The 16720-nt window shown below is 69.2% G+C and carries 19 protein-coding genes; 15 read left to right on the forward strand and 4 right to left on the reverse strand.

Features of this window, described 5'->3' with window-relative positions; genetic code table 11:
- Positions 1 to 93 precede the first annotated feature (93 nt).
- From rpsB to E7742_RS04965, 7 genes are all read left to right on the forward strand, one after another.
- Positions 94 to 918 carry a 30S ribosomal protein S2 gene (rpsB, locus tag E7742_RS04935; protein ID WP_137797927.1) on the forward strand — a complete coding sequence of 275 codons (825 nt, stop codon included), beginning with the start codon at positions 94 to 96 and terminating at the stop codon, positions 916 to 918.
- 114 nt (positions 919 to 1032) lie between these two features.
- On the forward strand, positions 1033 to 1857 hold the full coding sequence (gene tsf / locus E7742_RS04940; protein ID WP_137797928.1) for a translation elongation factor Ts: 825 nt from the start codon (positions 1033 to 1035) through the stop codon (positions 1855 to 1857).
- A gap of 279 nt (positions 1858 to 2136) precedes the next feature.
- Positions 2137 to 2865: a UMP kinase gene (gene pyrH, locus E7742_RS04945; protein WP_137797929.1), complete on the forward strand. Its 729-nt coding sequence runs from the start codon at positions 2137 to 2139 to the stop codon at positions 2863 to 2865.
- A gap of 67 nt (positions 2866 to 2932) precedes the next feature.
- Positions 2933 to 3490, forward strand: coding sequence for a ribosome recycling factor (gene frr, locus E7742_RS04950; protein ID WP_137797930.1), 558 nt, complete (start codon positions 2933 to 2935; stop codon positions 3488 to 3490).
- Between the two features lie 2 nt (positions 3491 to 3492).
- Complete coding sequence (locus E7742_RS04955) at positions 3493 to 4362, forward strand: phosphatidate cytidylyltransferase (protein WP_137797931.1); 870 nt, start codon at positions 3493 to 3495, stop codon at positions 4360 to 4362.
- Positions 4359 to 5093 carry a class I SAM-dependent methyltransferase gene (locus E7742_RS04960; RefSeq protein WP_137797932.1) on the forward strand — a complete coding sequence of 245 codons (735 nt, stop codon included), beginning with the start codon at positions 4359 to 4361 and terminating at the stop codon, positions 5091 to 5093. The genes E7742_RS04955 and E7742_RS04960 overlap by 4 nt, the downstream gene beginning before the upstream one ends.
- A 57-nt stretch (positions 5094 to 5150) precedes the next feature.
- Positions 5151 to 6431, forward strand: coding sequence for a lipase family protein (locus E7742_RS04965; protein ID WP_137797933.1), 1281 nt, complete (start codon positions 5151 to 5153; stop codon positions 6429 to 6431).
- A 3-nt stretch (positions 6432 to 6434) separates the two neighbouring features.
- Here the strand turns inward: E7742_RS04965 and E7742_RS04970 are convergent, their stop codons facing one another.
- Positions 6435 to 7274: an HpcH/HpaI aldolase/citrate lyase family protein gene (locus E7742_RS04970; protein ID WP_137797934.1), complete on the reverse strand. Its 840-nt coding sequence runs from the start codon at positions 7272 to 7274 to the stop codon at positions 6435 to 6437.
- Between the two features lie 68 nt (positions 7275 to 7342).
- Complete coding sequence (locus E7742_RS04975) at positions 7343 to 7726, reverse strand: LapA family protein (protein WP_137797935.1); 384 nt, start codon at positions 7724 to 7726, stop codon at positions 7343 to 7345.
- A gap of 79 nt (positions 7727 to 7805) precedes the next feature.
- Here E7742_RS04975 and rlmN point away from each other — a divergent pair, with 79 nt between their 5' ends.
- A complete protein-coding gene (rlmN, locus tag E7742_RS04980) occupies positions 7806 to 8915 on the forward strand; it encodes a 23S rRNA (adenine(2503)-C(2))-methyltransferase RlmN (protein WP_137797936.1) in 1110 nt (369 codons plus the stop codon).
- 65 nt (positions 8916 to 8980) lie between these two features.
- Here rlmN and E7742_RS04985 read toward each other — a convergent pair whose 3' ends face one another.
- A complete protein-coding gene (locus E7742_RS04985) occupies positions 8981 to 9250 on the reverse strand; it encodes a DUF2631 domain-containing protein (RefSeq protein WP_137797937.1) in 270 nt (89 codons plus the stop codon).
- Between the two features lie 158 nt (positions 9251 to 9408).
- On the opposite strand from E7742_RS04985, the gene dxr reads away from it, so the two are divergent.
- The 4 genes from dxr to E7742_RS05005 all read left to right on the forward strand — a co-directional run bounded on the left by dxr (position 9409) and on the right by E7742_RS05005 (position 13961).
- Positions 9409 to 10566 carry a 1-deoxy-D-xylulose-5-phosphate reductoisomerase gene (gene dxr, locus E7742_RS04990; protein WP_137797938.1) on the forward strand — a complete coding sequence of 386 codons (1158 nt, stop codon included), beginning with the start codon at positions 9409 to 9411 and terminating at the stop codon, positions 10564 to 10566.
- 6 nt (positions 10567 to 10572) lie between these two features.
- Positions 10573 to 11790 carry a M50 family metallopeptidase gene (locus E7742_RS04995; RefSeq protein ID WP_137797939.1) on the forward strand — a complete coding sequence of 406 codons (1218 nt, stop codon included), beginning with the start codon at positions 10573 to 10575 and terminating at the stop codon, positions 11788 to 11790.
- A gap of 61 nt (positions 11791 to 11851) precedes the next feature.
- Positions 11852 to 13015: a flavodoxin-dependent (E)-4-hydroxy-3-methylbut-2-enyl-diphosphate synthase gene (gene ispG, locus E7742_RS05000; protein WP_137797940.1), complete on the forward strand. Its 1164-nt coding sequence runs from the start codon at positions 11852 to 11854 to the stop codon at positions 13013 to 13015.
- A 109-nt stretch (positions 13016 to 13124) separates the two neighbouring features.
- Positions 13125 to 13961: a GNAT family N-acetyltransferase gene (locus E7742_RS05005; RefSeq protein WP_137797941.1), complete on the forward strand. Its 837-nt coding sequence runs from the start codon at positions 13125 to 13127 to the stop codon at positions 13959 to 13961.
- A gap of 5 nt (positions 13962 to 13966) precedes the next feature.
- On the opposite strand, the gene E7742_RS05010 is transcribed toward E7742_RS05005, so the two are convergent.
- On the reverse strand, positions 13967 to 14737 hold the full coding sequence (locus E7742_RS05010) for a prepilin peptidase (RefSeq protein ID WP_137797942.1): 771 nt from the start codon (positions 14735 to 14737) through the stop codon (positions 13967 to 13969).
- A gap of 314 nt (positions 14738 to 15051) precedes the next feature.
- Between E7742_RS05010 and E7742_RS05015 the strand changes: the two genes are divergently transcribed.
- From E7742_RS05015 to E7742_RS05025, 3 genes are all read left to right on the forward strand, one after another.
- A complete protein-coding gene (locus E7742_RS05015) occupies positions 15052 to 15273 on the forward strand; it encodes a Flp family type IVb pilin (protein ID WP_137797943.1) in 222 nt (73 codons plus the stop codon).
- 91 nt (positions 15274 to 15364) lie between these two features.
- Positions 15365 to 15766 carry a TadE/TadG family type IV pilus assembly protein gene (locus tag E7742_RS05020; protein ID WP_137797944.1) on the forward strand — a complete coding sequence of 134 codons (402 nt, stop codon included), beginning with the start codon at positions 15365 to 15367 and terminating at the stop codon, positions 15764 to 15766.
- Positions 15763 to 16710, forward strand: a complete 948-nt coding sequence (locus E7742_RS05025; protein WP_254699162.1) for a pilus assembly protein TadG-related protein — start codon at positions 15763 to 15765, stop codon at positions 16708 to 16710. Before E7742_RS05020 ends, E7742_RS05025 begins: the two co-directional genes overlap by 4 nt.
- Positions 16711 to 16720 lie beyond the last annotated feature (10 nt).

Below are 16720 nucleotides of genomic sequence, written 5' to 3' on the forward strand. Positions count from 1 at the left end.
CCGCATTCGTGTGGGTCCGACACCGGGCGGGCGCCAGGGCAGGAGTCACCGATTCCTGCGACAACCGGCACACGAAAGACGAGGTACACAGCCATGGCTGTTGTGACCATGCGCCAGCTGCTCGACAGCGGTGCACACTTCGGGCACCAGACCCGCCGTTGGAACCCGAAGATGAAGCGGTTCATCCTCACCGACCGCAACGGCATCTACATCATCGACCTGCAGCAGACGCTGACGTACATCGACAAGGCGTACGAGTTCGTCAAGCAGACCGTCGCGCACGGCGGCACGGTTCTGTTCGTCGGCACCAAGAAGCAGGCGCAGGAGTCCATCGCGGCCGAGGCCACGCGCGTCGGGATGCCCTACGTCAACCAGCGTTGGCTCGGCGGCATGCTCACCAACTTCTCGACCGTCCACAAGCGCCTGCAGCGCCTGAAGGAGCTCGAGTCGATGGAGCAGACCGGCGGTTTCGAGGGTCGCACCAAGAAGGAAATCCTCATGCTCACGCGTGAGATGACCAAGCTCGACCGCACCCTCGGTGGCATCCGGGACATGGCCAAGGTTCCGTCGGCCGTCTGGGTCGTCGACACCAACAAGGAGCACATCGCCGTCGGCGAGGCGCGCAAGCTGAACATCCCGGTCATCGCCGTCCTGGATACCAACTGCGACCCCGACGTCGTCGACTACCCGATCCCGGGCAACGACGATGCGATCCGCAGCGCCGCCCTGCTCACCAAGGTCGTCGCCTCCGCCGTCGCCGAGGGCCTGCAGGCCCGCGCCGGTGCCGGTTCGGACAAGGACGCCAAGCCGGAGGCTGCCGCGGGCGAGCCGCTCGCGGAGTGGGAGCAGGAGCTCCTCTCGCAGGCCGCACCGGCCGCCGAGGGCGAAGCCCCGGCCGCGGACGCTCAGCAGTCCTAGTCGACTCGGCCCCGACCTCACCGGTCGGGGCCGTTTCGCTCACCTGCTTCGCCAGGTCTCCGCGCGAACCGTAGAGCCTGGCATCCGAAACTCATCCGAGGAGGATCGCCCCCCATGGCGAACTACACCGCCGCCGACGTCAAGCGGCTCCGCGAGCTCACCGGCTCCGGCATGATGGACTGCAAGAACGCTCTCACCGAGACCGACGGTGACTTCGACAAGGCCGTCGAGCTGCTGCGCATCAAGGGCGCCAAGGACGTGGGCAAGCGCGCCGAGCGCACCACGGCCGAGGGCCTGGTCGTGGCCAAGGACGGCGTCATGATCGAGATCAACGCCGAGACCGACTTCGTCGCCAAGAACGCCGAGTTCCAGGCGCTGGCCGACACGATCGTCACCGCGGCTGCTTCGGCCAAGCCGGCCGATCTCGAAGCGCTCAAGGCCATCGACGTCGACGGCAAGACCGTCGAGAACCTGGTCCAGGAGCTGTCCGCCAAGATCGGCGAGAAGCTCGAGCTGCGCCGCGTCGTCTCCTTCGACGGCCCCGTGGCCACCTACCTGCACAAGCGTGCCTCCGACCTGCCGCCGGCCGTCGGCGTGCTCGTCGAGTACACCGGCGAGGGCGACGCTGCGGCCGAGGCCGCTCGAGGCGCAGCCATGCAGGTTGCCGCGCTCAAGGCCAAGTACGTCACCCGCGACGAGGTCCCCGCGGACGTCGTCGAGAACGAGCGTCGTATCGCCGAGCAGACGGCCAAGGAGGAGGGCAAGCCCGAGGCTGCACTCCCCAAGATCGTCGAGGGTCGCGTCAACGGCTACTACAAGGACGTCGTCCTGACCGAGCAGTCCTCGGTCACCGACTCCAAGAAGACCGTCAAGGCACTCCTGGACGAGGCCGGAGCCACCGTCGTTCGCTTCGCGCGTTTCGAGGTCGGCGCCAGCTAGTCGCGCTCTCACACTTCGGCCCCGCCGGCCGGGTGGGTGCAGACGTCGGGTTCGGTACGAACCCGACGCTCCGCCCCTCCGGTCCGCGCGGGGCCGAGTTGTGCGGCGAGTGGGTCGACTGGGTCCCCGACCGCCGGATGAGGCAGGATGAATGGGGCCGGTTCCGGCGACATCGCCGGTCGGCCGGGGTGTACGGCCCCGCTGAGCGGCGCGCTCCGCTCACCGACGAAACGTAATACTTCTAGAACCGAATCATCGGGCAAGAACCGAGGGAGAGTTATGACCGCACCGGCCGACGCACGTCCAGGATTCCGACGAGTGCTCCTCAAACTCGGTGGTGAAATGTTCGGCGGCGGCAAGGTCGGACTCGACCCGGACGTGGTGACGACCGTCGCGGAGCAGATCGCCGAGGTCGTCCGCTCCGGCGTCCAGGTGGCCGTCGTGATCGGCGGCGGCAACTTCTTCCGCGGCGCCGAACTGCAGCAGCGCGGCCTCGACCGGGCCCGCTCGGACTACATGGGCATGCTCGGCACCGTGATGAACTGCCTTGCGCTGCAGGACTTCCTGGAAAAGCAGGGCATCGACACCCGCGTGCAGACCGCCATCACCATGGGGCAGGTCGCCGAGCCGTACCTGCCGTTGCGCGCCCGCCGTCACCTCGAGAAGGGACGCGTGGTCATCTTCGGTGCGGGCATGGGCATGCCGTACTTCTCCACCGACACCACCGCGGCGCAGCGCGCCCTGGAGATCGGGGCCGAGGTGGTCCTCATGGCCAAGGCCGTCGACGGTGTCTACTCGGCGGACCCGCGGGTCGATCCCGATGCCACCATGTACACCGAGGTCACGCACCGCGAGGTCATCGAGAAGGGCCTCAAGGTCGCCGACGCGACCGCGTTCAGCCTCTGCATGGACAATCAGATGCCGATGATGGTCTTCAACCTGCTCACCCAGGGCAATATCGCCCGCGCGGTGTCCGGTGAGAAGATCGGAACACTGGTCAAGTCATGATGGCGGGCAGCACGACCAAGATGCGAGACGTATTCGAGCGTCCGACGGACGAGACGGAGGAACAGCCGTGATTGATGAAGCTCTCTTCGAGGCCGAGGAGAAGATGGAGAAGGCCATCACGGTTGCGAAGGACGACCTCAGCTCCATCCGTACCGGTCGCGCGAACCCCGGCATGTTCAACCGGATCGTCGTCGAGTACTACGGCGCGATGACGCCGATCACGCAGCTCGCGAGCATCAACGTGCCCGAGGCGCGTCTCGTGGTCGTCAAGCCGTACGAGGCGTCGCAGCTGGGACCGATCGAGAACGCGATCCGCAACTCCGATCTGGGTGTCAACCCGAGCAACGACGGCTCGATCATCCGCATCTCGGTCCCGCAGCTCACCGAGGAACGGCGCCGCGAGTTCGTCAAGCAGGCCAAGGGCAAGGGCGAGGACGCCAAGGTCGCCATCCGCAACGTGCGCCGCAAGACGATGGACGAGCTCTCCCGTATCCAGAAGGACGGCGAGGCCGGCGAGGACGAGGTCGGACGGGCCGAGAAGGAGCTCGACAAGACCACCGCGCGCTACGTCAGCCAGATCGACGAGCTGGTGAAGCACAAGGAAGCAGAATTGATGGAGGTTTAGCCGTGGGGAAAGCTGACGGCGCCCCTGTAGCGTCGCCGGGTCCGGCTGCGGCTCCGTCCAAGGCCGGACGCAACCTCCCCGCCGCGATCGCCGTCGGAGGCGGTCTCGGTGCCGCGGTGATCCTGATTCTGATCTTCACTCCGCTCGTGTGGGTGGCGGTGGTCGCGGCCGCCGTCGCGGTCGCCACGTGGGAGGTGGTCAGGCGGCTGCGCGAGGCCGACATCAGCGTCCCGCTGATCCCGCTCCTGCTCGGCGGCCAGGCGATGGCCTGGCTCAGCTGGCCGTACGGGCCGCAGGGCGTGCTCGCGGCGTTCGCGGGCACCGCGGTGGTCACCATGGTGTGGCGACTGTTCGACCACGGACTCAAGGCCACCCCGCGAAACTTTCTGCGCGACACCGCCATCGCCGTGTTCGTGGCGACCTGGGTGCCGCTCCTCGCGTCGTTCGCGGCGCTGATGGTCCTGCAGGACGACGGCGCCGGGCGGGTGTTCTGCCTCATGATCGTCGTCGTCTGCTCCGACGTCGGCGGGTACGCCGCCGGCGTGTTCTTCGGCAAGCACGCCATGGTGCCGGCGATCAGCCCCAAGAAATCGTGGGAGGGATTCGCCGGATCGCTCGTCTTCTGCGTGATCGGCGGCGTCCTGACGGTCACGTTCATCCTGGACGCGAACCCGTTCATCGGTGCGCTGCTCGGCGCGGCGCTGGTGTTCACCGCCACGCTCGGCGACCTCATCGAGTCCCAGGTCAAGCGGGAACTGGGAATCAAGGACATGGGCACGCTGCTGCCCGGTCACGGCGGCATCATGGACCGGTTGGACTCGATCCTGCCGTCCGCGTTCGTCACCTGGCTCGTTCTCACCGTCCTGGTGTGAGCCGCGACCGCTTCAGCCGTGTTCGGGCTCGGGGACCGATCCCGAGCCCGAACATCTGGCACTGGCCCGACATCTACGAGGTCGAGAACCGCGCCCAGGACGTCGACGGCGTGATCTTCGACGCGCTCGCGGAGGTCGCCGACTGGGGCGGCCGGGACGTGGTGGACGTCGGCTGCGGTGCGGGCTTCCATCTGCCGCGCTTCGCGGCGCGCGCCCGGTCGGTCGTCGGCGTCGAACCGCATCCGCCGCTGGTCGCGGCCGCACGCAGCCGGGTCGCCGGCCTCGCGTCCGTCTCCGTTCTGCGCGGGAGTGCCGAGGCGCTGCCGCTGCCGGACGCCGCCGTCGACGTCGTGCATGCGCGGACCGCGTACTTCTTCGGGCCCGGCTGCGGCCCCGGGATCCTCGAGGCCATGCGGGTGTTGCGGCCCGGAGGCGTGCTCGCAGTCGTCGACCTCGACGCGACGGTGGCCCCGTACGGCACCTGGATGCGCGCCGACCTGCCGCACTACGACCCAGCCGTCGTCGAGTCCTTCTTCGACGCGCAGGGATTCGCACTGCGCCGGGTCCGCACCCGGTGGGAGTTCTCCGATCGGGCGGCGCTGCGTTCGGTGCTCGGGATCGAGTTCAGCGAGCGGACCGCCGAGCGCGCCTTCCGGGAGACCCCCGGACTGGGCCTCGAAGTCGGCTACCGGATCCACGTCCGCTCGGCGCCGTCCGGCCTCCTTCTCTGATCTCCGGCACGCGCCGGAGTATTGACACCGCCGGTCTGCTCCGGTGAGCTGTGCCACATGACCATTCCGCGATGGATTCGTTGGACTGTCGTTGCCGCGGCGACCTGCCTCACGTTCACGGCGGCGGGAACGGCGGGTGCAGCGCCCGCGGACTTCTACGCGACCCCGGAGCCGCTGCCGGCAGGCGCGGCGGGAGACGTTCTGAAGGCGGAGGGGTACGCGCCGGCGTTAGCCGTCCGCGACCAGGTGGGCCCGTGGCCCTCCGGTGCGCAACGGATCATGTACCGCAGCACCGACGCCCGCGGCGGCGCGGTCGCCACGACGGCCACCTACTTCGACGCCGCCGCACCGTGGCCCGGTGGCGGGCCGCAGCCGCTGGTGGTGCTCGCGCCGGGCACCCAGGGGCAGGGCGACCAGTGTGCGCCGTCGAAGTTGTTCACCGAGATCGTCCACTACACACCGCCGCTCGACTTCGCGGTGGAGTACGAGGTGGCGCAGACGTACGCGCTGCTGGCGCGGGGCATCGACGTCGTGGTCGTCGACTACGAGGGCCTCGGGACCGCCGGGATGCACAGCTACGTGGACCGGCGTGCGGAGGCGCACGCGGTACTCGACGCGGCGCGCGCGGTGAAGGCACTGCCCGGCAGCCGCATCGGCGACGACAGTCCGATCGGTTTCTGGGGCTACTCGCAGGGTGGCGGCGCCGCGGCGGCCGCCACCGAGTTGCAGGCGGCGTACGCGCCCGAACTGAACGTGCGCGGGACGTACGCGGGCGGCCCGCCCGCGGATCTGCGAGCGGTGGCCGGGGCGCTCGACGGCGGCCTGGCGGCGGGCCTGCTCGGCTACGCGGTCAACAGCATCTACGCCGGCTATCCCGAGACCCGCGCCGAGATCGACGGTGCCCTGGCGCCGGCCGGGCGACAGGTCCTCGACGACATCGCCGGCCAGTGCGTCCCGGAGACGATCGCCCGGTACGGCCTGCACCGGACGTCGGAGTGGACGCGGGACGGTCGGACGCTGGCGCAGCTGATCGACGCGTTGCCGAACGTGCGGGCCGTCGTCGACGAGCAGCGCATCGGACGGTCGGCGCCGCGCAGCCCCGTGCTGATCGTGCAGGGCCGCAACGACGACCTCATTCCGCACACGCAGGCGCAGCAATTGGCCGCCGACTGGTGCGCTCAGGGGGCGACGGTCGACTTCGGCACCGAGGAGATCCCGCCGATCGCACCGGGTTTCGTCGTGGGGCACGCGTTGCCGATGTTCACGGGGCTGCCGCGGGCACTGGACTGGATGACCGCCCGATTCGACGGGGAACCGGCGCCGACGACCTGCGCGTGAACGTCAGTGCAGCCCGAACGCCTGGGCCAGCTCGGCGATCCGTTTGGCTCTGGCCAGGCGGGGGAGGTCGCTGCCATCGCGCACGCGGCGGCCGTCCGCGCCGAGGTCCGTAATGGTCTCGTGGGCCCAGCCGATGTCGGCGGTACTCGGGCTCAGTGCCCGGTTCACGGTGGGCGCCTGATCGGGATGCAGGCACAGGCGGCCGGTGAGGCCGAGGGAGACCGCGGCCTCGCAGTCGCGTTGCAGGATGGTGTCGTTCGCCGCGACGGTGGGGCCGTCGATGGGGCCGCCGGCGAGCCGGGCGGCGCGGCTGGTGATCACGAGCCGCGCCCGCGGGTACGCCATCGCGGTGAGGTCGTCGCTCATCCCGGTGTCGCGGCGAAAGTCGCCGCTGCCGAACGCCAGCCGGAACGTGCCCTCGGCGCGCGCGATCTCCGGAGCCGCCTCGAGCCCCATCGCGGACTCGATCAGCGGGATGATCGGGGTCCCCTCGGGCAACCGCTCCCGGGTGGCTTCGACCTGGCTGCCGCTCTCCGTCTTCGCCAGCATCACCCCCGTCAGCCCGGGTAGCCCGGACAGCGCCTCGAGGTCGGCGGCCCAGTGCACCGTCGTCGCATCGTTGACCCGCACCCACGCGGCGTGCTCGCCCCCGAGCCGGTCTGCGACCGAGTGGCGCGCACCGGGCTTGTCGGCCGGCGCCACCGCGTCCTCGAGGTCGAGAATCATCGCGTCCACCGCCGCGGGCGGCGGGAAGACGTCGGCACGGGTCGCCGGCGTCAACAGCCACGAGCGGGCGAGGTCGGCGCGGATCGTGCGCGCGGTCCGGTGGGGATGGGTCGTCACGGGGCGGCTCCTCGACTCGAAGGCATGCGCGTGTCGCCCCCCATCGTCCCCCCGCCGGGCGGGTGCAGCTAGTTCGGCACCGTTCCGTCCGGCAGGGTGCCGGCACGTTTGGCCACGCGCCGGATCTGGATGATCCGCACCCCGCCGGCGAGGGCCATGATCAGCGCGCCGGCGATCGCGGCGAGCAGCAGGCTGATGCCGGCCGGCAGCGTGAACTCCCACGCGAACAGCTCGAACGTCACCGAGTCGAGGTTCTGCAGAATGAAGATGAGCAGCAGGATCGCGACGACGATCCCGATGACCAGCCCCACCCACGTCGTCGCCGCACGCGTGCGTTCGAGGTGGGCGGCGTCGTGCGCGGTGGACGGCGTCGCCGCGGGGCGGGCGCCGGACGGTGGACCTGCGGCCGGCCGGCCGACTGCGTCGGGGTACTCCTGCGGTGTCTCGGACATATGACGATCATCACCCAGGTTATGGCGTTGCGCACGCGCATCGGACACAGCGGCCGGGTAATGGGAGAATGGCAGCACTATGACTGTCTCCCTTCCCCTCGTCTTCAACGCGCCGCGACGTGGAATGCCGCCGCGCCACCTCGCCGACCTCGACGCGGACGAGCGCAAGGCGGTGGTCAAGGAGCTGGGTCTGCCAGGCTTTCGCGCCGACCAGATCGCTCGCCAGTACTACGGGCGGCTCGAGGCCGATCCCGAACGGATGACCGATCTTCCCGCGGCGATGCGCGATCAGGTGGGCGCCGCCCTGTTCCCGCAGCTGCTCTCCGTCGTCAAGCACGTCGCCTGCGATGCCGGGCAGACGCGCAAGACGCTGTGGAAGGCGAACGACGGCACGCTGCTCGAGAGCGTGCTGATGCGCTACCCGGACCGCGCGACGCTGTGCATCTCCAGCCAGGCGGGCTGCGGCATGGCCTGCCCCTTCTGCGCGACCGGGCAGGGCGGGCTCAACCGCAACCTGTCCACCGCGGAGATCGTCGACCAGGTGCGCGCCGCGGCGGCCGCCCTGCGCGACGGCGAGGTCGAGGGCGGCCCCGGCCGGCTGTCGAACATCGTGTTCATGGGCATGGGCGAGCCGCTCGCCAACTACAAGCGCGTGGTCGCGGCGGTCCGCCGCATCACGTCGCCGGCCCCGGACGGGCTCGGCATCTCGCAGCGGGCCGTGACGGTCTCGACCGTCGGGCTGGCGCCGGCGATCCGCAAGCTCGCCGACGAGGAGATGTCGGTGCGGCTGGCCGTCTCGCTGCACACCCCGGACGACGAGCTGCGCGACACCCTGGTGCCCGTCAACAACCGGTGGCCGGTGGCCGAGGTTCTGGACGCGGCGCGCTACTACGCGGACAAGTCCGGTCGCCGGGTCTCCATCGAGTACGCGCTGATCCGCGACGTCAACGATCAGCCGTGGCGGGCCGACCTGCTCGGCAAGAAGCTGCACAAGGCGCTGGGGCCGCTGGTGCACGTCAACCTGATCCCGCTCAACCCGACGCCGGGCAGCAAGTGGGACGCCAGCCCCAAGCCGGTCGAGCGCGAGTTCGTGCGCCGCGTGCAGGCCCAGGGCGTGTCCTGCACGGTGCGCGACACCCGTGGTCAGGAGATCGCCGCCGCGTGCGGCCAGCTGGCCGCCGAGAACTGAGGTCGACGACGAAGGCCCCGCACCGGTCAGGTGCGGGGCCTTCGTCGTGACTGTGGGGGCGGCGACTACCGGGGCTTGCGCCGCAGGATGATGTCGCGCACCAGGATCAGGACGATCGCGGCGGCGAAACCGACGAGGAACAGGTCCTCGACCTTGCCGCCGTGGTTGCCGATCATCATCAGCAGCAGGAAGGCCGCGAAGAACCAACCGAAGAAACGGAACGTACGCGGAGCCTCGCCACTCCAGCCCCACGCGGCCGAGGGAACCTCGGCGGTGTCGACGTGCGCTGCGACGACGGGGTCGTTGGAAGTGGGGTCCAACTGGGTACCGGCCACGGCTCGATCCTCCTGATGTTACGAATGCGCTTCCCGCACATCGTGGCATACGACCGGGCGTCGTACGAACCTGGGTCCGGGGGTGTCGCGGTTCCCGCTGCCGCCGCCTCGGACAATCCTGTGTGATTCTCTCAGCTTCCGTCAGGAACAATGATGACGTGTCAGACTCCCAACCGACTCGCGTCCTGCTGCTGGGCAGCACCGGATCCATCGGCACCCAGGCCCTCGAGGTCATCGCCGCCAACCCCGACAAGTTCGAGGTCGTCGGGCTCGCGGCCGGTGGCGGCAACATCGATCTCCTCGCGCGGCAGATCCGTGCCGCCGGGGTGACGCGGGTGGCCGTCGCCGATCCCGCGGCCGCCGCGCGCCTGGACCTGCCGGGCGTTCTGTCCGGACCCGACGCGGTCACCGAACTGGTACGCGGCACCGACGCGGACGTCGTGCTCAACGCGCTGGTCGGCTCGCTGGGTCTGGAGCCGACGCTGGCCGCGCTGCAGTCGGGTGCCCGGCTGGCCCTCGCGAACAAGGAGTCCCTGGTCGCCGGCGGCCCACTGGTGACGGCCGCCGCGGCACCCGGACAGATCGTGCCCGTGGACTCCGAGCACTCCGCGCTCGCGCAGTGTCTGCGCGGCGGGCGCGCCGACGAGGTCGACCGGCTGGTTCTCACCGCGTCCGGCGGACCGTTCCGCGGCTGGACGGCGCAGGCGCTCGAAGACGTCACTCCCGAACAGGCGGGCGCGCACCCCACGTGGTCGATGGGGCCGATGAACACGCTCAATTCCGCGTCGCTGGTGAACAAGGGTCTCGAACTGATCGAGACGCACCTGCTGTTCGGGATCGACTACGACCGCATCGACGTCACCGTGCACCCGCAGTCGATCGTGCACTCGATGGTGACGTTCGTCGACGGATCCACGCTGGCGCAGGCCAGCCCGCCGGACATGAAGCTGCCGATCGCGCTCGCGCTCGGCTGGCCCGACCGGGTCCCCGGCGCCGCCGCCGCGTGCGACTTCTCGACGGCGTCCACGTGGACCTTCGAACCGGTGGACGCGGCGGTGTTCCCCGCCGTGGACCTCGCGCGTGCCGCCGGCAAGGCCGGCGGATGCATGACCGCCGTCTACAACGCCGCGAACGAGGTGGCGGCGGAGGCGTTCCTGAGCGGTTCACTGCGTTTTCCGGAGATCGTGCGCACCGTCGACCGGGTTCTCGAAGCGGGGAGCCAGTGGTCGGCGCCTCCGGCTACGGTGGACGACGTACTGGCGGCCGACGCGTGGGCGCGTGCCCAGGCGCGTGACCTGGTGAAGCAGGAGGGCTAGAGCGGCATGGTCTTCGCAATCGGTGTCGTGCTGTTCGCTCTCGGTATCGGCGTGTCCATCGCGCTGCACGAGGCCGGACACATGTGGACCGCCAAGGCGCTCGGCATGAAGGTGCGGCGGTACTACATCGGCTTCGGGCCGAAGATCTTCTCGTTCCGCCGCGGCGAGACCGAGTACGGACTCAAGGCCGTCCCGGCCGGCGGGTTCTGCGACATCGCGGGCATGACCGCGGTCGACGAACTCGCCCCCGACGAGGTCGACCGCGCGATGTACAAGCAGAAGGCGTGGAAGCGGATCGTCGTCATGTCCGGCGGCATCGCGATGAACTTCGTCCTCGGCTTCGCACTGATCATGGTGTTGGCCGTCGGGTGGGGGCTGCCGGACCGCGACACCCCGCCGGCGACCGCGCTCGGCATGATGAGCTGCACGGCCGACCAGGTCGCCGACACGAACACGCTCGCCGACTGCGAGGGCCCGGGCCCGGCCGAGCGGGCGGGTCTGCAGCGGGGCGACGTGGTGACCGCGGTCGGCGGCGTTCCGGTCGACAGCTGGGAGACGTTCCAGGCGCAGACGCAGAAGGCGACCGGACCGACGGACTTCACGATCGAGCGCGACGGACAGCGGCTCGACGTCACGGTGGTTCCGCAGCAGGTCAAGCGCATCGTCGAGGATCCGGCGACCGGACAGACCGCGGAGAAGACGGTCGGGGCGATCGGCGTCGGCCAGGACTTCTACCCGCCGGTCCGGTACAACGCGCTGACCGCGGTACCGGCGTCGCTGGTGTACACGGGCGACATCTTCGCCCAGACGGCGCACGCGCTGACGCAGATGCCCGCGAAGGTCGTCGACCTGTGGCACGCGGTGACCGGCGGCGAGCGCGGGCTCGACACCCCGATCAGCGTGGTCGGCGCGTCCGTGATCGGCGGCGAGGTCGCCGAGGAGGGCCTGTGGGAGGTCTTCATCGGCCTGCTGGCGACGCTCAACTTCTTCCTCGGCATCTTCAACCTGTTGCCGCTGCTTCCACTCGACGGCGGCCACATCGCGGTCACGATCTACGAGAAGGTCCGGAACTCGCTGCGCCGGATGCGCGGTCTGGCCGCCGGTGGGCCGGTGGACTACATGAAACTGATGCCGGTCACGTATGTCGTGGTCGTCATCGGCGGCGCCTACATGCTCCTCACACTGACCGCGGACATTGTGAACCCGATCAAGCTCTTCCCGTGATCGGGCTCTGTGACCCGGTCGAACGATAGACTTGGCCCGTACCAACGAAAGAAGGCGAAACGTGACCAGCCCCGTCGGTTTGGGCATGCCGGGAGCTCCCAGCGACACCCCCGTCCTCGCGCCGCGACGCAAGACCCGCCAGTTGATGGTCGGCAACGTCGGTGTCGGCAGCGACCATCCGGTCTCGGTGCAGTCGATGTGCACCACCAAGACGCACGACATCAACGCGACCCTGCAGCAGATCGCCGAGCTCACGGCGTCGGGTTGCGACATCGTCCGCGTCGCGTGCCCGCGCCAGGAGGACGCGGACGCGCTCCCGGCGATCGCGAAGAAGAGCCAGATCCCGGTGATCGCCGACATCCACTTCCAGCCGCGCTACATCTTCGCCGCCATCGACGCGGGTTGCGCGGCCGTCCGGGTCAACCCGGGCAACATCAAGGAGTTCGACGGCCGCGTCAAGGAGGTCGCGAAGGCGGCCGGTGACGCGGGCATCCCCATCCGTATCGGCGTCAACGCCGGTTCACTCGATCCGCGGCTGATGCAGAAGTACGGCAAAGCCACCCCGGAGGCGCTCGTCGAATCCGCGCTGTGGGAGGCGAGCCTGTTCGAGGAGCACGGCTTCGGCGACATCAAGATCTCGGTCAAGCACAACGACCCGGTGATCATGGTGGAGGCGTACCGCCAGTTGGCGGCCCAGTGCGACTACCCGCTGCACCTCGGCGTGACCGAAGCCGGCCCGGCGTTCCAGGGCACCGTCAAGTCGGCGGTCGCGTTCGGTGCGCTGCTGTCCGAGGGCATCGGCGACACCATCCGGGTGTCGCTGTCGGCGCCGCCCGCCGAGGAGATCAAGGTCGGCACGCAGATCCTGCAGTCGCTCAACCTGCGGCCCCGCAAGCTCGAGATCGTGTCCTGCCCGTCCTGCGGCCGCGCCCAGGTCGACGTCTACACCCTCGCGAACGAGGTGACCGCCGGGCTCGAGGGCATGGAGGTGCCGCTGCGCGTCGCGGTCATGGGTTGCGTCGTCAACGGGCCCGGTGAGGCCCGCGAGGCCGACCTCGGTGTGGCGTCCGGCAACGGCAAGGGCCAGATCTTCGTCAAGGGCAAGGTCATCAAGACCGTGCCGGAGGCGCAGATCGTCGAGACGCTCATCGAGGAGGCGATGCGCATCGCCGACGAGATGGACGGCGGCGAGACGAGCGGCGCGCCGGTGGTGACCGTCGGCTGAATCTGCCCACCTCGGAGCCCGTTCATGGCAATGTGGTTCCGAGATCCGGCACTGACAGCTCGACGCTGACAGACTTCACGCCGAGCAGTTGGCACAAGGGGGTGCGTCAGTGCTCAAGCTCCTCGGAGCGCGGCAACTGGGTGGTCGGGACACCGCCCAGGTTCTGCGCGTGCTCGAGTCCGATCCGGTCGCGGCCTGCATGGTCGCGGCGCGCGTCCAGCAGTCCGGTCTGGACCCGCGGGCGCTGCAGGGCGAGATGTGGAGCCGGGGCGGGCCGACGGAGTCGCTGTGCTTCGCCGGCGCCAACCTCATTCCGCTGCTGGGCGACGTCGACGACCTGCGCTCGTTCGCCGACCGTGCCAGCCGGTTCCCCCGGATGTGCTCGTCGCTCGTCGGGCGCGCGGAACTCACGATGCCGCTGTGGGAGATGCTCGAGACGGAGTGGGGCACTCCGCGCGAGGTCCGCTCGGAGCAACCGTTGCTGGTGCTGCGCGGCGATGCGGCGGTCCGCCCCGATCCGCGGGTGCGGCAGGTGCGGATGGACGAGCTCGACGCGTACCTGCCGGCGGCGGTGGCGATGTTCATCGAGGAGGTCGGCATCGACCCGCGCGCCAACGACGGTGGCCGCAGTTACCGGCGCCGCGTGGCGAACCTGATCGCGGCCGGCCGGGCCTGGGCGCGCTTCGAGGGTGGGGAAGTGGTCTACAAGGCCGAGGTGGGCTCGATGTCGGCGACGGTGGGGCAGATCCAGGGCGTGTGGGTCGATCCCGCGCGGCGCGGTGAGGGTCTCGGCAGCGGTGGTACCGCGGCCGTGGCGGCCGCCGTGAGCGCACTCGGCCGGACGCCCAGTCTGTACGTCAACAGTTTCAACGAGCGCGCGCGGCGTGCGTACGACCGTGTGGGCTTCACCCAGGTCGCCACCTTCGCGACCGTGCTGCTCGACTGACGCGGTCAGGCCGCGCCCGACCACTGCAGGTACGCGTCCACGAGGGCATCCGCCCCCAGGACCGCGGCGAACGCGGCACCGATCATGTACGGCCCGAACGGAATCGTGGTCCCGAGCCGCCCGCGGCGAGTGAGCAGAAGCGCCACCCCCGCCACCGCGGCGAGCACGAACGCCTGCAGCGCGCCGACCACGAGGACCCCGTAGGAGAGATAGGCGAGCAGCGCGCCGATCACGCCCGCCAACTTCACGTCGCCGAACCCCATCCCGGCGGGATGGATCAGCGCCAGCACGAGGTAGAAGACGAACAGCACTGCCGCACCCACCGCCGCCCGCCCCAGCGCGGGCCACTCGCCCGTAATCGCGGAAGCTACTGTGAGACAAGCGAAGACGATCGGATACGACGGTACGACCAGGACGTTCGGCAGCCGCTTGCACTCGACGTCGATGACCGTCAAGGCGGATCCGACTGCGGCGAACCACAGGTATGCCGGTGCCGCCGCAAGCAGTTCGAGATCCGCGAGGCGAGCCACGACGGCCAGGGACAGCACTGCGGCCGTGAGGCCGACCAGCAGGCGGGAGCCGGTGCTGCGCCGGGCACGCTCGAGCGGCAGCGGTGTCGGTGGGGTGGGGGAGTTGCCGGAAGACGCTTGCGGGCCGGCGGATTCGTCGGGACCCGGTGGCGCGCTCTCGCGACCGACACGCTCGAGTGCGACGTTTGCGGCGATGCCTGCGAGCAGTCCGACGGCCGCGTTCGCGACCCACATCGTGGGGTTCATCTTGGGTGCCTCTTTGCTGACAGTTTGTTCTCTCTCCGGTCGGTGCGGTCCAGTGAATCGACTGGTCGATTGGCTGATCTGTTCAGGTTCTGAAAGAAATGTGATTGGCGCGCAACAGATCTCGCATCAAAGCTGTTGAAGCTTAGACCAGTTCGGCGTGTTACGCCAGAGCCGTTTTCGTGATGAAAACGTTATCTGGAAGGCCGTCCAGTAGGGATGAATGGGACCTACTGTTGCCGATCAGGTTACCCATTCGGGTGAGCCACTTCACAGTTCGACAGAGATCTTCTCCCCTACCAAATCAGGAGCTCTCCATGAACCTCTTCTTTGCCAACCTGTACCTCATGGGCTTGGACGCCAAGGATCGTCTGACCCGAGAAGACCGCGGCGCCACGGCCGTCGAGTACGGCCTGATGGTCGGATTGATCGCGGTGGTGATCATCGGAACAGTCCTTGCGTTGGGAGGCACCCTTAACGACATGTTCGGAGGTGTTGAGGACGCACTGCCGGCTGGCGCGGGTGGTGGCGCCCAATAGCGCGATCCGTCCATGTCTGCGCAGCGGCCTCGGCTTTTTGAGGTCGCTGCGCGGCCATCTCTGTGCCGTCCGTCGATCTGCTAGGACTCCCATGCGCCGATTCCGTTCGGATTCCGGTGCCGCCGCCGTCGAGTTCGCCCTGGTGGTGCCGGTTCTGCTCCTGCTCGTGCTCGGGATCATCGAGTTCGGGCGGGCCTACAACATCCAGAACTCGCTGAGTGCCGCTGCGCGCGAGGGTGTTCGGGTGATGGCGATCAGTGAGAACGTTGCCGCCGCGAAGACCGCCACCAAGCAGGCCGGAGCGTTCAACCCGGCGATCGTGGACTCGCAGATCTGCATCAGCACCGGCACTGCGGGCACGTGCTCGGCAACGACGTGTCCGGCCGGCGCCGCCGTCACTGTGACGATCCGGTACCCGGTCGACTACCTCACCGGGCTCTTCCCGGGAAACCTCACGCTGACCGGCAAGGGGGTCATGCGATGCGGTGGATGAGCGGCAGCCGTGACGGAGAAGCGGGCGCGGTTGCGGTCGTCGTCGCCATCCTCATGGTGGCGCTGCTCGGGTTCGCAGCGATCTCCGTCGACGTCGGCGCGAACTTTGTCGAGAAGCGTCAGCTCCAGAACGGCGCCGATGCGGCGGCACTGGCGATAGCCCAGGAAACGTTGTGCAAGAACACCACTAACGGCACGGGTGCGGCGGACGCCTGGGCCAAGGCGAATGTGAACGACGGTGGCGCTCGCGGGTCCGCGGTCGTCGACGCCGGGCGCCGCAGGGTGACCGCGACCGCCACCGCGCTCGACAGTGACGGTGAACTCGGTCGTCGCAACCTCTTCGCGCCGGTGCTCGGACACGATCGGACGCAGATCGCCGCGACGGCCACGGCGGGATGCGGTTACCCGCTGGCGGGCACCGCGACCCTGCCGCTCACGTTCCACAGGTGCCACTTCACCACCCCGGGCGTGAAGATCCTCGTCGCGTACAACACCACGGCGCCGCGGTGCAACGGCGTCAGCGGCAACGTCGTTCCCGGCAACTTCGGGTGGCTTCGCGGCGCCGACGGTGGTTGTGCCGCGATCATCAGCACGTCGGTGTACGCGACCCCCGGCGACAACGGCAACAACATCCCGTCGGCGTGCAAATCCGAGATCGAGAAGCTACGGGGCGCCGTCGCTCTGCTGCCCATCTACGACGTCGCCGGCGGCGGGGGCGGTGGTGGCTGGTTCCACGTCGTCGGCTTCGCGGCCTTCAAGATCGAGGGTTACCGCTTCAGCGGCAATCCGGAATACAACTGGCGGAACAATATTCACGGCGCGCTCTCCTGCACCGGCAACTGCCGCGGGGTGATCGGGAGGTTCGTCGAGACCGTGAGCCTCGAGACCGACATGGAGATGGGCGGAGAGGATTTCGGAGTCACGATCGTCAATCTGCTCGGCTAGGAGTGCATCT

The organism is Rhodococcus sp. SGAir0479 (assembly GCF_005484805.1).
GTDB lineage: Bacteria > Actinomycetota > Actinomycetes > Mycobacteriales > Mycobacteriaceae > Prescottella.

Bases quoted from the DNA above. Each gene is read 5' to 3' on its own strand.
- rpsB (WP_137797927.1), top strand. From the start codon at position 94: ATGGCTGTTGTGACCATGCGCCAGCTGCTCGACAGCGGTGCACACTTC.
- tsf (WP_137797928.1), top strand. From the start codon at position 1,033: ATGGCGAACTACACCGCCGCCGACGTCAAGCGGCTCCGCGAGCTCACC.
- pyrH (WP_137797929.1), top strand. From the start codon at position 2,137: ATGACCGCACCGGCCGACGCACGTCCAGGATTCCGACGAGTGCTCCTC.
- E7742_RS04965 (WP_137797933.1), top strand. From the start codon at position 5,151: ATGACCATTCCGCGATGGATTCGTTGGACTGTCGTTGCCGCGGCGACC.
- E7742_RS04975 (WP_137797935.1), bottom strand. From the start codon at position 7,726: ATGTCCGAGACACCGCAGGAGTACCCCGACGCAGTCGGCCGGCCGGCC.
- rlmN (WP_137797936.1), top strand. From the start codon at position 7,806: ATGACTGTCTCCCTTCCCCTCGTCTTCAACGCGCCGCGACGTGGAATG.
- E7742_RS04995 (WP_137797939.1), top strand. From the start codon at position 10,573: ATGGTCTTCGCAATCGGTGTCGTGCTGTTCGCTCTCGGTATCGGCGTG.
- E7742_RS05010 (WP_137797942.1), bottom strand. From the start codon at position 14,737: ATGAACCCCACGATGTGGGTCGCGAACGCGGCCGTCGGACTGCTCGCA.
- E7742_RS05015 (WP_137797943.1), top strand. From the start codon at position 15,052: ATGAACCTCTTCTTTGCCAACCTGTACCTCATGGGCTTGGACGCCAAG.
- E7742_RS05020 (WP_137797944.1), top strand. From the start codon at position 15,365: ATGCGCCGATTCCGTTCGGATTCCGGTGCCGCCGCCGTCGAGTTCGCC.
- E7742_RS05025 (WP_254699162.1), top strand. From the start codon at position 15,763: ATGAGCGGCAGCCGTGACGGAGAAGCGGGCGCGGTTGCGGTCGTCGTC.